Raw genomic sequence first — 13,092 nt, 5'->3', positions numbered from 1 at the left:
TTCGGATCGCCTTTTTTATTACTTCACCACCTTCAAACTGGGTCGACCGCTGGGACGCGGCGGCTCGCTGTCGGGCGGCGGAATATCATCATCCGGCTCGATCTCTTCCTCGTCGTCCATAGGCGATTCCAGATCAAACACCATGCCCTGGCCATTCTCCCGGGCGTAGATACCCAGGATCGATGCGATAGGCACGTACAGCGTATGTGGCACACCACCAAAGCGGCCTTCGAAGCTTACCGCCTCGTTATCCATGTGCAGATGACGCACCGCTTGTGGCGATACGTTCAGGACAATCTGCCCGTCACTGGCAAAACCCTGCGGAACCTGCACCGAGGGATACTCGGAGTTCACCAGCATGTGCGGGGTGCAATCGTTATCAACAATCCACTCGTAGAGCGCGCGGACCAGATAAGGTCGACTGGAGTTCATAGCGGCTCCTTAAGCCTTTAGCGCATATCGCGTTCGACACCAGACAGACTCGCCTGGAAAGCCTCACGCGCAAACTGGCGCTCCATGTAATCAAGCAGCGGCTTGGCTGGCCGCGGCAGTTCTATACCCAGGATCGGCAATCGCCAGAGTATTGGTAATAGGCAGCAATCCACCAGACTTTGTTCCTCACTGAGGAAAAACGGCTTGTCGGCGAACAACGGCGAAACGCCCGTCAGGCTTTCACGCAGTTCTTTGCGCGCCACGACACGCGCCGCTTCTTTGGTCCGCGAATCCAGAATCAGATCCACCAGACCACACCAGTCCCGCTGAATGCGGTGCATCAGCAGACGGCTATTGGCACGCGCCACAGGATAAACCGGCAGTAGCGGCGGGTGCGGGTAACGCTCATCCAGATATTCCATCACCACCGTTGACTCCCACAACGCCAGGTCACGATCGACCAGGGTGGGCAAGCTGCCATAAGGGTTCACTTCGATCAGTTTAGGCGGCTGACGGCCAGCTTCAACGTAAATGATCTCGGCGCTGACACCCTTCTCTGCCAGTACGATTCGCACTCGGTGGGAATAGTGGTCGGCGGGGTCGGAGTAACAGGCCAACCGATTGGTCACGCCCATGGCGATCCTCCTCGCTTGTAGAAATTATCGGAAGCGGAAAAACGAGCGCGCCCAGAGGGCGCCTCCCGTAACGCCTGGAACACCAGGCTCGTTACATTTTCAGAGGCGCCCTTGGGCGCGCGCGATTAACAGCAATTGCTTAAAGCTTTATCAGTGCACATCTTTCCAGTATTCGCGCTTGAGCAAGTAGGCGAATACGAAGAAGAACGCGAGGTACAGCAATACATACGTACCGATGCGCTGATGTTGCAGCTTAACCGGGTTAGCCGAGTAAGCCAGGAAGGTTACCAGATTCTTGACCTTCTCATCGAACTGCTCTTCGGTCAAAGCACCACTTTTCGGCACAATGGTCAGCTGATCGCACGCTTCATGAGTCAGCGCGGTACCGGTCAGCGGATCATATTGCTTCTTGCCGTCTTCGACGATCTGAACCTGTTTGCAACCGACCACCTGACGACCTTGCAGCCCAACCAGAACGTTAGGCATACCGACGTTCGGGAAAACCTTGTTGTTCACACCCCAAGGACGCGACGGGTCTTCATAGAACGACTTCAGGTAACCGTAGAGCCAGTCGGTGCCGCGAACACGGGCAACCAGGGTCAGGTCGGGCGGAGCCGCACCGAACCAGGCCTTGGCGTCAGCCGGCTGCATGCCGATGTTCATGTGGTCGCCGATCTTGGCGCCGGTGAACACCAGCTTTTCGAGCATCAGTTCGTGAGGAATGCCCAGGTCATCGGCAACACGCTCATAACGCTGGAACTTGGCGCTGTGGCAGCCCATGCAGTAGTTGGCGAACGTGCGCGCACCATCCTGCATGGCAGCTTTGTCGGAGACGTCGATGTCGACTTTTTCCAGCTCCGGACCACCGCCCCCAGCAGCGAAAGCGAATACCGGCAGCGCCGCAAGCATCAATACAGCAAATAGTTTTTTCATCAGCCAGTCACCCTTTCCGGAACCGGTTTGGTCTTCTCGAGCCTGGTGTAGAACGGCATCAGAATGAAGTAGGCGAAGTACAGGAACGTGCAGACCTGCGACAGCAACGTACGACCTGGAGTCGGAGCCAGTACACCCAACACGCCCAGGATCACGAACGAGATGCAGAACACCACCAGCCAGATCTTGCTCAGCCAGCCTTTGTAACGCATCGACTTGACCGGACTGCGGTCCAGCCATGGCAGGACGAACAGCACCGCAATGGCCGCGCCCATGGCGATAACGCCCAGGAGCTTGTCCGGAACCGCCCGCAGAATCGCGTAGAACGGGGTGAAGTACCAGACCGGAGCAATATGTTCAGGCGTCTTGAACGGGTTTGCCTGCTCAAAGTTCGGTTTCTCGAGGAAGTACCCGCCCATTTCCGGGAAGAAGAACACGATCGAGCAGAAGATGAACAGGAACACCACCACGCCGACGATATCTTTAACGGTGTAGTACGGGTGGAAGGCAATGCCGTCCAGCGGTACGCCGTTTTCGTCTTTGTGTTTCTTGATGTCCACGCCGTCAGGGTTGTTCGAGCCCACTTCATGCAGCGCCAGAACGTGCAGCACCACCAGGCCTAGAATCACGATCGGCAAGGCAACCACGTGCAGGGCGAAGAAGCGGTTCAGGGTAATACCGGAAATCAGGTAGTCACCACGAATCCACTGGGTCAGGTCGTTACCGATGACCGGGATCGCACCGAACAGCGAGATGATCACCTGGGCCCCCCAGTACGACATCTGACCCCAAGGCAGCAGGTAACCCATGAAGGCTTCGGCCATCAGCGCCAGGTAGATCAGCATGCCGAAGACCCACACCAGCTCACGCGGCTTCTGGTACGAACCGTAGAGCAAGCCACGGAACATGTGCAGATAGACCACGATGAAGAACGCCGAAGCGCCAGTGGAGTGCAGCAGACGCAGGATCGAGCCGTACTCGACGTCGCGCATGATGTATTCGACGGAAGCAAATGCCTCTTCAGCCGACGGGGTGTAGCTCATGGTCAGCCAGACACCGGTGACGATCTGGTTGACCAGAACGAGCAGCGCCAGGGAACCAAAGAAATAGAAGAAGTTGAAGTTCTTCGGGGCGTAATACTTGCTGAGATGGTCTTCCCACATTTTGGTTGCGGGAAAGCGCGCATCAACCCAATCCATGAACTTGCTCATCACGCTTTCTCCGTATCGACGCCAATGACAATGACGTCATCGGTCTCATAGGAATGCGGGGGAACTGGCAGGTTCAAAGGCGCAGGTTGCGACTTGTAGACGCGGCCAGCCAAATCGTAGTGGGAGCCGTGGCAAGGGCAGAAATAACCACCGACCCAGTCCTTGCCCAGATCAGCAGGCGCCACTTCGGGACGGAATGTCGGCGAGCAACCCAGGTGGGTGCAGATACCGATCAGCAGCAGGATTTCAGGTTTGATCGACCGCATTTCCGGGTCGACATAGGTCGGTTGTGTCGAGTTCTTGGAGTCCGGGTCAGACAGCTGGCCCTCGATCTTCTTCAGATTCCCCAGGATTTCCTGTGTACGGCGGACGATAAATACCGGCTGACCGCGCCACTCAGCAATCATCTGCTGGCCTGGCTCGATTTTGCTGACATTCACTTTCACCGGTGCACCTGCGGCTTTCGCCTTGGCACTGGGAAACCATGACCCCACGAACGGGACCGCAGCCCCCACCGCTCCTGCAGCACCCACCACGGATGTGGCTGCTACCAAGAAGCGACGCCGGCCTGCATTCACGCCGTCATTGCTCATTCAGTCCTCTCCCATCAGCTTTGTGGCCTGTTAAATCAGGCATCTACTAAGTAAATCTATGCACTTATAAAAATTTTGCCGAATGGTAATGAAAAGCCCCAATTCTGACAAGGTAATTACCCTGAGGCACCACTGCCAAGCCTTGCAGTATAGGGGGTCTACGGATGTGGCAAGTTGTCACAGCGCAATTCTTTGATAAATCGCACACATAAAAAAACGCCCGGTTCCGTGAGGAATCCGGGCGTTCTTTTTTGAACGTGGAAGCGAATTAACGCTTCGAGTACTGCGGACGCTTACGCGCTTTACGCAGACCAACTTTCTTACGTTCAACTTCACGTGCATCGCGGGTTACGAAGCCGGCTTTACGCAGAGCGCTGCGCAGAGTCTCGTCGTAATCCATCAGAGCGCGAGTGATGCCGTGGCGGATTGCGCCAGCTTGACCACTTACACCACCACCGATCACGGTGACGTAGATGTCGAATTTCTCGACAGTCTCAGTCAGCTCCAGCGGCTGACGAACTACCATGCGGGCAGTTTCGCGGCCGAAGAAGTTATCCAGCGAACGGTTGTTGATGGAGATGTTACCAGTACCCGGACGCAGGAAAACGCGTGCGGTTGCGGTCTTGCGACGGCCAGTGCCGTAATTTTGAGTCGCCGACATAATGTACTATTCCGTTAAAACTTCAGTTCTTGGGGCTGCTGAGCAGTATGTGGGTGTGCAGCGCCCGCATAGACTTTCAGCTTACGGTACATGTCGCGACCCAGTGGGTTTTTAGGCAGCATGCCTTTAACCGCGGTCTCGATCACGCGCTCAGGGGCCTTGGCGATCAGCTTTTCAAAGTTGATCGACTTGATGCCGCCCGGGAAACCGGAGTGGGAGTAGTACATTTTGTCAGTGGTTTTAGCACCGGTAACACGGATCTGCTCAGCGTTGATTACGACGATGTAGTCGCCGGTGTCAACGTGAGGAGTGTACTCAGGCTTGTGCTTGCCACGCAGACGGCTCGCGATTTCGGTGGCCAGACGACCCAGGGTCTGACCAGCAGCGTCGACGACAAACCAGTCGCGCTTTACTGTTTCCGGTTTAGCAGTAAAAGTTTTCATTCTTTATAGCCTCAGGGGCCGCCCTGTAAATTAGACGGCGGATCTTACTGAATAGTGCGTACTTTGACAAGTCAAAGGCAGCCGGATACAGACGCTTTCGGGGGCTCGGGTCGGCGCGTCCGTTCAACGGCAAGATTCTTCGGCGGCGGCGCATCACTTCCACTGCAGAAAGAGGTGCGCAATTATGCAGATTGCGAAAAATAATTCAACCTGCTTTTATGATTGTTTTGCCCAAGGAGCACCCGATGGACTATCGCCAGCTAGGCCGGACCAATCTGAATGTGAGTGCCCTCTGCCTCGGAACCATGACCTGGGGCGAGCAAAACAGCGAGGCAGACGCCTTCGCCCAGATCGAGCGGGCCAAGAGCGCCGGGATCAACTTCATCGACACCGCCGAGATGTATCCGGTGCCGCCCAAGGCCGAAACCTACGCCACCACCGAACGCTACATCGGCAATTACTTCAAAAGCCGCGGTGATCGTGCCGACTGGATCCTGGCCAGCAAGATCGCCGGCCCCGGCAACACGATCGACTACATCCGCGACAAAAACCTGCGTCACAACCGACAGCACATCACCGAAGCCGTGGATGCCAGCCTCAAGCGCTTGCAGACTGACTACATCGACCTGTACCAGTTGCACTGGCCGGAACGCAGCACCAACTTCTTCGGTCAGCTGGGCTACAAACACAAGATCGAAGCCAACCTGACGCCACTGGAAGACACCCTCGAAGCGCTGGACGAACAGGTCAAGGCCGGCAAGATCCGCCATATTGGCCTGTCCAACGAAACACCGTGGGGCACCATGCGTTTCCTCGCCCTCGCCGAAGCCCGTGGCTGGCCGCGCGCGGTGTCGATCCAGAACCCGTACAACCTGCTCAACCGCAGCTTCGAAGTCGGCCTCGCGGAAATCGCCATCCGCGAACAATGCGGCCTGCTGGCCTATTCGCCGCTGGCGTTCGGTTTCCTGTCGGGCAAGTACGAAGGTGGCGCGCGTCCGCCAAAAGGTCGCCTGAGCCTCTACAGCCGCTTCAGCCGCTATTTCAACCCACAGTCGGAAGCCGCTTGCAGCCGTTATGTGGCTTTGGCCCGTGAGCACGGCCTGGACCCGGCGCAGATGGCGCTGGCGTTTGTGACCCAGCAACCGTTCGTGACCAGCAATATCATCGGCGCCACGACGCTCGAGCAACTGGACAGCAACATCGCCAGTTTTGATCTGATACTTTCGGATGAAGTGCTGGAAGGGATCGAGGCGATACACAAGGATCATCCGAATCCTGCGCCTTGATTGATTCATCGATCCAATCGCGGGCAAGCCCGCTCCCACAAGGATCAAGCTGTACCTGTGGGAGCGGGCTTGCCCGCGATGGCATCGGTCCTGCCGCCCCGATCAAAGCGACCGGGCAATGATCTCCTTCATGATCTCGTTGGTCCCCGCATAAATCCGCTGCACCCGCGCATCCGCCCACGCCCGTGCAATCGGGTATTCCCACATGTACCCGTAGCCGCCATGCAGCTGCACGCATTCGTCGAGTACTTTGCATTGCAGGTCAGTGCCCCAGTACTTGGCCATCGCCGCCGTCGGCACGTCGAGCTTGCCTTGCAGGTGCAGCTCCAGGCAGCGATCGACGAAGACCCGGCCGATCTGGATTTGCGTCGCCATTTCCGCCAGTTTGAATCGAGTGTTCTGGAAGTCGGCAATGGCCTTGCCGAATGCCTTGCGATCACGGGTGTAATCCAGCGTCCATTGCAGCGCCGCCTCGGCCGAAGCCAGACCGCCAATGGCCACATTGAGGCGTTCCTGCGGTAATTCCTGCATCAAGTAGGCGAAGCCCATCCCGGCCTGGCCCAGCAGGTTCTCCTTCGGTACGCGGACATCCTGGAAGAACAGCTCCGAGGTGTCCTGAGCCTTCATCCCGACTTTTTCCAGACGCTTGCCCTTTTCGAACCCCGGCGTGTTGGCTTCAACCAGGAACAGACTTGTGCCTTTTGCCCCCGCCTTCGGATCGGTCTTGGCCACGACAATGACCAGGTCCGCAAGAAAACCGTTGGTGATAAAGGTTTTGGAGCCGTTGATCACGTACTCATCACCCTCCAGCACCGCCGTGGTTTTCACCCCTTGCAGGTCAGAGCCCGCGCCCGGCTCGGTCATGGCGATGGCCGTGACCATTTCCCCGGAGACCAGTTTCGGCAGGTATTTGTGTTTCAGCACTTCACTGCCGTAATGCAGGATGTACGGTGCCACGATGTCCGAATGCAGCGAGAAACCGATACCGGTCAGCCCCAGGCGCCCCACCTCTTCGATGACGACGGCGCTGTAAAGAAAGTCTGCCCCCAGGCCTCCGTATTCTTCCGGCAGGTGCGAGCACAACATCCCCGCCTCCCCTGCCTTGTTCCAGAGCTTGCGATCGATGTAGCCCTGTTTTTCCCATTGACCATGGAATGGCACCGCCTCTTTTTCGAGGAAAGTCCGCACGCTGTCACGGAAAAGTTCGTGCTCGGAACTGAACAGGGTTCTCGGGATCATGCGGCACCTTTTCATTGTTTTTAGAAGGAGTTGACCTTCAGAGACTATGCCTCGCTTCCGATACAGGACACTGGACACATCCGACAAAAAATAAGACGATCCAGCCGTCTGGTGACCACTTCCCCCTATAAAAATAAAGTTGAATTATGTCTAACCAAGCCTCCACGCCATTACGGCGCGTCAGCATCCTGGCCATTGACCGGGTTTTCGCTTCCACCCTCCTGCAAGCCAAGGATTTCTTCCATCTCGCCAGCCTGCGCTACGGCAAACAACTGGGCCAGGGCCTGACACCGGCGTTCGAGACCCGTCTGGTCAGCCCCGACGGCAAACCGGTCAGTACCTTCAGCGACGTGTTGATCCCGGTAGATGGCGGACTGGAAAACGCTGACATCATCGTTCTTCCCGCGTTCTGGGACGATTTCGACAGCCTCTGTAAACGTTATCCGCAAGTCCTGCCCTGGTTGCGCCAGCAGCATGCGCGCGGCGCGGTACTGTGCGGCGAAGCGACCGGTGTGTTCTGGCTGGCCGAAGCGGGATTGCTCAATGGCAAGGAAGCGACCACTTACTGGCGCTTCTTCAATGCCTTCGCCGAACGCTTTCCGCAGGTTCAACTCAATCAGGACAAACACCTGACCGACGCCGACAACCTGTACTGCGCCGGCGGCACCACGTCGGCATGCGATCTGTACATTTACCTGATCGAGCGCTTTTGCGGCGCCAATGTGTCCCAGGCCGTGGCGCGGGACATTCTTTACGAAGTGCAACGCAGCTATTCGCCGGGGCGCATCGGCTTTGGCGGGCAGAAGTTGCACCAGGACGTGATCATCCTGCAGATCCAGCATTGGCTCGAAGAACACTTCGCCGACAAATTCCGCTTCGAAGACGTCGCCCGCGAGCACGGCATGAGCATCCGCAACTTCATGCGCCGCTTCCAGACCGCCACCGGCGACAAGCCGTTGCATTACCTGCAACGCCTGCGCATCGAAACCGCCAAGGGCCTGCTGTCCGGTAGCCGCAAGAGCATCAAGACCATCAGCTACGAAGTCGGCTATGACGATGCGAGCTTCTTTGCGCGGCTGTTCCGCCAACACACGGAACTGTCGCCGAACCAGTATCGGCAGCAATTCCAGCAAGCGGCTTAAACCCATAGCCCGCCACCTGCGGGAGCGAGCCTGCTCGCTCCCGCAGGGCACCTCGGTGTACTCACTTTCCTACGCAAAACCCGGAATACGGAGCGCCGACGAACCCGTTTTGGCTCATGTACGCCCACCCCCCAAATCCCCAACATACGTCCCTGCAAACATCATCAATGCTGACAAGGACGTTCAACAATGACTATCGGATCAAGCTACAACTACCCCGCATTCGTGGCCAAGGCTGCCACCCGTACAAAGCGCGCCACAGCCAACAAGTGGGCTGCTCGTTTTCCCAGTCCACCGGACTTGTGCTTCGACTATCGAGCACTGGTCGAACAGCAAGATGGCATCGCCAGGGCAACAGACCCCAGCCATAGAATCTGCATCATTGGCGCCGGTGTAACCGGCCTGACCGCCGCCAGGGAACTCTATCGCTGCGGCTTCACCCACATCACCCTCATCGAACAATCCACGCGCATTGGCGGCCGGCACCTGACCGTTCCCGGCAGCCGGCATTCATCGCAAAGCCACACACCGTTTGAGATGGGCGCCATGCGCATGCCCTTCTTCAATCGGGCGGACGAGCCGCCGACGGCAGGTCGTTCGTTGATGGCTTACTACGCCCAGGCTTTCGATTTGTCGTTTTCTGATTTTGCCAATCCGGGCAGCCAGTGGGTGGCCTCCACCGGGATTTATCTGCGTGAAGGCAGCATGGGCGACGACCCCGACCCGCAGATGCTGATCTGGAAAAACCTCGATGGCCTCACCCCGCCGCCCGGCGAAGACCTGCAACGGGTGTATGCCAAGTGGAAGGCTTTTGCCGATCGCATGACGCAACAGGTTGCCGAGATTTATGCCAGTCCTGAGTGGGAGTCGATGTGGGCGGCCATCGTCAAGACGTATCAAGGCGTTTCATTTCGAGATTTGGTCAGCATGCCGGTCTTGCGGACCTGGGACAGGCACGCGCCGGGTGATTTTGGCGGGATGGGCATGTCCCCCGAGGAGTCGGCGATTTTCTATGCCATCGGTATTGGCGACGGCAGTTGGGGGGCCTTTTACGACGTTTGTTGCCTCTATCCCCTGCGTACCGCCATTTTTGGTTTTAGCAGCCAGTTGCAACTGATCCACGGCCGAGTGGACTCAATGGGAAACCCGCTGGATGCACCGCACCTGAACAGCGAAGCCGTTTTTGATTCAACGGGACGGCGTTTCGACCGCCCCCGCTACATCGGCCTTGCCGCGCTGGACGAATGCCTGTTGTTCATGAAAATCGATGAAACCGGACAGTCCGTCTACGAACATAGCCGTGAACGAACCCATGGTTTGCTGACGGACTCATCCGTCACCAGACTCAAAAAACTGGCTAACCAGCAAACCCGCGTTTACTTCAACGGCAATCACAGCCAACCAAAAGAAACCCGGGAACACTTCGAAGACTTTGATTCAGTCATCGTGACCCTTCCGTCCTGGTTGATCGAAACCCGGATCAGGCTTGAAAACTTCACGGAAGAGATGCTGCCGTTCGAGACGATCAACGCCTGGAAAACCGCGCACTGGGAAACCAGCTGCAAAGTCTATGCACCGCTGAAAAAATCATTTCTTTCAAAAAACACCACCATCCCGCAAGCCATCGTCACCGACAGTTTTATCCACGACGTCTACACCTACCGCTACAACGAGAACTACAGCTATGACTGCATCCTCCTGAGTTACACATGGGAGGACGACGCCACCAAACTCGCCTCGTTCAGCGATAAAGAGTTGGTCACCAAGTGCGCTGAAGAGCTGGACCGCATCCTGATGAACGCCGCCAACATCCAGGAAAAAATCTCCCCTTACATCGGCATTGATCAAGCCGTGGTCCAGCGCTGGATCACCGATAAAAACTCACTGGGCTGCGCAAAGCTTTACCGGCCCGGCACCTATTACGATGCGGTCGGCCTGATGAAGTACAACAGGGACTACGCGCATGTGTCAGGCCTGTATTTTTCCGGTGAATCATTTTCGGTTGACGCCGGATGGACCGAGCCGTGCTTTCGCGGCGCCGTCGATGCGGTTATTCACATTTGCAACAAAACCGCTGCGACGTTCAACGGCGGGTTTGCCATGAGCGACTATCCGCACTACCAGCTCAAAGCCTGATTCCATCGCATCTCCAGAGCCTCTCCAGAGCCATGCACGACCTGCATTGGCTCTGCCTCCGATCCAATATCAAAAACCCCGCCCATGCATCTTCGGACATGGACTACACCCTTAACGGAAGCTGCTGACTTACGAGCACAGCCCGATTCAACTCTTATAAACACGCAGTTCAACAGCGTGAAAAAACAATAAAAAAGAGGTTATCGGGAATGAGCGAGCCAACGAGTCCTGTTCGTGTAGCAGTCGTGCAATTCGATCCACAAGTGGGCGTTGAGAAACGAGAAGGCAATCTGCGGCGCAGCCTGGAATTGGCGCTGGAAGCGGTAAACGGCGGCGCGAATCTCATCGTGCTGCCCGAGCTTTCCAGCACCGGGTATTTCTTCAGCAATCGGCAGGATGCCTTCGATCATTCGGAGGCCGTTCCCGAAGGGCCTGGCGTGCAGGCCTGGATGGACTTCGCCCGCGAGCACAAGGTTTACCTCGTGGCCGGCCTGACCGAGCGCGACGGCATGCAGCTGTTCAACACCGGTGTTCTGGTCGGCCCGGAGGGGTTTATCGGCAAGTATCGCAAAGCCCATTTGTGGAACCTGGAGAAGCTCTGGTTCACACCGGGCAACCTCGGTTTCCCGGTTTTCGACACGCCCATCGGCCGTATCGGTTTGTTGATCTGCTGGGACATCTGGTTCCCGGAAGTGCCACGAATCCTCAGCCAGCAAGGCGCGGACATCATTTGCAGCCTGAACAACTGGGTGTGGACGCCACCGCCGCTGTTCGATGATGCCGGCAAGTGCATGGCGTCGTACCTGACGATGACCGCGGCCCACGTCAACAACGTGTTTATTGCAGCGGCCAGCCGGATCGGCGAGGAGCGTGGCGCTCGCTATCTCGGTTGCTCGCTGATTGCCGGGACCAACGGCTGGCCGATTGGCCCGGTGGCATCGGCGGACCAGCAGGAAATCCTGTTTGCCGATATCGACCTGACCAGCTCCCGCAGCGCGCCGATCTGGAACAGCCTGAACGATCTGCATCGTGACCGTCGAGCCGATCTCTACGATCAGATGCTCGGTTACACCCAGCACCCATGTCTCCCACGCTGATACAGGAGACATAAAACATGGAGATCACCCCTGAGAAAAACCGGCTTGCACAGCGATCGCCGGTTGATACCGCGATCATTCTGCTGATGATTGGCACGGCGCTGCTGATCATCTGGCTGTCTTTCACCAACCGTACTTTCTGGTCGGCCCACTGGCCAGGCTACAGCGACATGGTGTCTGCGCTTCCGCAGCCGAGCGCCTGGTTACGCTGGGTACTTGGCGACATCAGCGAAGTCGCCTTCTATAAACACGAGTTCGCCTCAATCGGGTTGCTGGCGGGCGCCTATCTGGCCTACTGGGCGAACCGGACGGGAAAATCCTGGCAAGGTTTTGCCATCTGCTATGGGACCGGTTTGTGGCCATGGCTGATCACCAGTTCACTGCTGGGGCTGCTGCTGAGCAATCTGCTGTGGGGCTGGACGGTGACGGCCGACAGTTGGCAACCGACCTTTGTCGCGTTCGTTTCACTGCCGGCGGCGATGGTGTTGATGTTTGGCGGTGGCTGGAAGGTCACGATCAATGGCGCAATCATGGGGGCCGTACTCGTCACGCCGATCTGTCTGCTGATCGTCAATTACGTGTGCAACCCGCTGGGCTTGCCCGTGGTAATCGGCAATGTCTCGGGCATGGCGATCGCCAGTGTGATTGCCTTTCTGCTCTGTCGTTACCTGCCGAGCCTGGTGAAGTCCGCGGAATCGGACCTTGCCGAGAAGCCCAGCGAAGCGCCACCCGCCAACACCCGGACGCCGGATTACGGCGTCATCTGGACCCTGCGCCGGATCCTCGCCGACTTTTCCGAGGCACCATTCTTCGGCAATGAACTGGCCAGCATCGGGTTGATCCTGGGGGCATTACTGGCCTACAGCTTGAACCCCTCGAGCCCGGTCTACGGTTCGGGCTTGCTGCCGCAACTGATCGGCGCCCAGGCGTTGACCTCGGCCATCGGCATCATGATCTGGCGTCGACAGTGGATGTTGCGTGGCTGGTACCCCACCTACATTCCACTGGTGTCCGTGGTGCCGGCGGCACTGTTGACCCATGGCGGCAGTTGGCAGGTCATCGCCTCAAGTGCATTGTTGGGCGCGTTGATCGCCCCGCCCCTGGCCTGTGCGATCGCCAAGCGGTTGCCGGCCGATATGCACGCCTACATCGGTAATGTCCTGTCCATGGCCATCAGCACGTTGCTGATCATCCCGCTGATTGGGTGGCTGATCGCCAACTGACGCACTCTGCCATTCGGCTGTATCGCGGCCTCAACAGCGGATACAGCCCTTTCTCATCACA

At 57.5% G+C, this 13,092-nt stretch carries 13 protein-coding genes; 5 read left to right on the top strand and 8 right to left on the bottom strand.

The genetic code is table 11. The features are described 5' to 3' along the window. Nucleotides 1-18: 18 nt before the first annotated feature. The 7 genes from KHO07_RS05000 to rplM form a co-directional block, all read right to left on the bottom strand. Nucleotides 19-432 (bottom strand): ClpXP protease specificity-enhancing factor, encoded by a 414-nt coding sequence (locus KHO07_RS05000; protein WP_212626606.1) that lies wholly within the window; start codon nt 430-432, stop codon nt 19-21. A gap of 17 nt (nt 433-449) precedes the next feature. Further along, complete coding sequence (locus KHO07_RS04995; RefSeq protein ID WP_056853210.1) at nt 450-1,067, bottom strand: glutathione S-transferase N-terminal domain-containing protein; 618 nt, start codon at nt 1,065-1,067, stop codon at nt 450-452. 150 nt (nt 1,068-1,217) lie between these two features. Next, on the bottom strand, nt 1,218-2,000 hold the full coding sequence (locus KHO07_RS04990) for a cytochrome c1 (RefSeq protein WP_212626605.1): 783 nt from the start codon (nt 1,998-2,000) through the stop codon (nt 1,218-1,220). Further along, entirely contained in the window at nt 2,000-3,211 is a 1,212-nt protein-coding gene (locus KHO07_RS04985; RefSeq protein WP_150733867.1) for a cytochrome bc complex cytochrome b subunit, read from the bottom strand. The genes KHO07_RS04990 and KHO07_RS04985 overlap by 1 nt, the downstream gene beginning before the upstream one ends. After that, complete coding sequence (gene petA / locus KHO07_RS04980) at nt 3,211-3,804, bottom strand: ubiquinol-cytochrome c reductase iron-sulfur subunit (RefSeq protein WP_150733868.1); 594 nt, start codon at nt 3,802-3,804, stop codon at nt 3,211-3,213. The genes KHO07_RS04985 and petA overlap by 1 nt, the downstream gene beginning before the upstream one ends. A gap of 268 nt (nt 3,805-4,072) precedes the next feature. Beyond that, nucleotides 4,073-4,465, bottom strand: coding sequence for a 30S ribosomal protein S9 (gene rpsI / locus KHO07_RS04975; RefSeq protein ID WP_003228056.1), 393 nt, complete (start codon nt 4,463-4,465; stop codon nt 4,073-4,075). Between the two features lie 14 nt (nt 4,466-4,479). Continuing rightward, nucleotides 4,480-4,908 carry a 50S ribosomal protein L13 gene (gene rplM / locus KHO07_RS04970; RefSeq protein WP_007917032.1) on the bottom strand — a complete coding sequence of 143 codons (429 nt, stop codon included), beginning with the start codon at nt 4,906-4,908 and terminating at the stop codon, nt 4,480-4,482. Between the two features lie 245 nt (nt 4,909-5,153). On the opposite strand from rplM, the gene KHO07_RS04965 reads away from it, so the two are divergent. Further along, nucleotides 5,154-6,194, top strand: a complete 1,041-nt coding sequence (locus tag KHO07_RS04965) for an NADP(H)-dependent aldo-keto reductase (RefSeq protein ID WP_212626604.1) — start codon at nt 5,154-5,156, stop codon at nt 6,192-6,194. 102 nt (nt 6,195-6,296) lie between these two features. Here the strand turns inward: KHO07_RS04965 and KHO07_RS04960 are convergent, their stop codons facing one another. After that, on the bottom strand, nt 6,297-7,433 hold the full coding sequence (locus KHO07_RS04960; RefSeq protein WP_212626603.1) for an acyl-CoA dehydrogenase family protein: 1,137 nt from the start codon (nt 7,431-7,433) through the stop codon (nt 6,297-6,299). 146 nt (nt 7,434-7,579) lie between these two features. On the opposite strand from KHO07_RS04960, the gene KHO07_RS04955 reads away from it, so the two are divergent. From KHO07_RS04955 to KHO07_RS04940, 4 genes are all read left to right on the top strand, one after another. After that, nucleotides 7,580-8,575 (top strand): GlxA family transcriptional regulator, encoded by a 996-nt coding sequence (locus KHO07_RS04955; RefSeq protein WP_007989851.1) that lies wholly within the window; start codon nt 7,580-7,582, stop codon nt 8,573-8,575. Nucleotides 8,576-8,764: 189 nt separating this feature from the next. Then, nucleotides 8,765-10,711 carry an FAD-dependent oxidoreductase gene (locus tag KHO07_RS04950; RefSeq protein ID WP_212626602.1) on the top strand — a complete coding sequence of 649 codons (1,947 nt, stop codon included), beginning with the start codon at nt 8,765-8,767 and terminating at the stop codon, nt 10,709-10,711. Between the two features lie 209 nt (nt 10,712-10,920). Further along, complete coding sequence (locus tag KHO07_RS04945; protein WP_150733872.1) at nt 10,921-11,808, top strand: nitrilase family protein; 888 nt, start codon at nt 10,921-10,923, stop codon at nt 11,806-11,808. A gap of 17 nt (nt 11,809-11,825) precedes the next feature. Further along, nucleotides 11,826-13,031 (top strand): hypothetical protein, encoded by a 1,206-nt coding sequence (locus tag KHO07_RS04940; protein WP_212626601.1) that lies wholly within the window; start codon nt 11,826-11,828, stop codon nt 13,029-13,031. Nucleotides 13,032-13,092: the final 61 nt, after the last annotated feature.

This window comes from Pseudomonas sp. PP3, assembly GCF_905336995.1.
In the GTDB taxonomy this organism is placed as follows: Bacteria; Pseudomonadota; Gammaproteobacteria; order Pseudomonadales; family Pseudomonadaceae; genus Aquipseudomonas; species Aquipseudomonas reinekei.
Note: the sequence above shows the minus strand (reverse complement) of the source record. Positions and strands in the feature narration are given on the sequence as shown.

Coding starts and splice junctions, on each gene's coding strand:
- KHO07_RS05000 (WP_212626606.1), bottom strand. CDS start 432: ATGAACTCCAGTCGACCTTATCTGGTCCGCGCGCTCTACGAGTGGATT.
- KHO07_RS04995 (WP_056853210.1), bottom strand. CDS start 1,067: ATGGGCGTGACCAATCGGTTGGCCTGTTACTCCGACCCCGCCGACCAC.
- KHO07_RS04990 (WP_212626605.1), bottom strand. CDS start 2,000: ATGAAAAAACTATTTGCTGTATTGATGCTTGCGGCGCTGCCGGTATTC.
- KHO07_RS04985 (WP_150733867.1), bottom strand. CDS start 3,211: ATGAGCAAGTTCATGGATTGGGTTGATGCGCGCTTTCCCGCAACCAAA.
- petA (WP_150733868.1), bottom strand. CDS start 3,804: ATGAGCAATGACGGCGTGAATGCAGGCCGGCGTCGCTTCTTGGTAGCA.
- rpsI (WP_003228056.1), bottom strand. CDS start 4,465: ATGTCGGCGACTCAAAATTACGGCACTGGCCGTCGCAAGACCGCAACC.
- rplM (WP_007917032.1), bottom strand. CDS start 4,908: ATGAAAACTTTTACTGCTAAACCGGAAACAGTAAAGCGCGACTGGTTT.
- KHO07_RS04965 (WP_212626604.1), top strand. CDS start 5,154: ATGGACTATCGCCAGCTAGGCCGGACCAATCTGAATGTGAGTGCCCTC.
- KHO07_RS04960 (WP_212626603.1), bottom strand. CDS start 7,433: ATGATCCCGAGAACCCTGTTCAGTTCCGAGCACGAACTTTTCCGTGAC.
- KHO07_RS04955 (WP_007989851.1), top strand. CDS start 7,580: ATGTCTAACCAAGCCTCCACGCCATTACGGCGCGTCAGCATCCTGGCC.
- KHO07_RS04950 (WP_212626602.1), top strand. CDS start 8,765: ATGACTATCGGATCAAGCTACAACTACCCCGCATTCGTGGCCAAGGCT.
- KHO07_RS04945 (WP_150733872.1), top strand. CDS start 10,921: ATGAGCGAGCCAACGAGTCCTGTTCGTGTAGCAGTCGTGCAATTCGAT.
- KHO07_RS04940 (WP_212626601.1), top strand. CDS start 11,826: ATGGAGATCACCCCTGAGAAAAACCGGCTTGCACAGCGATCGCCGGTT.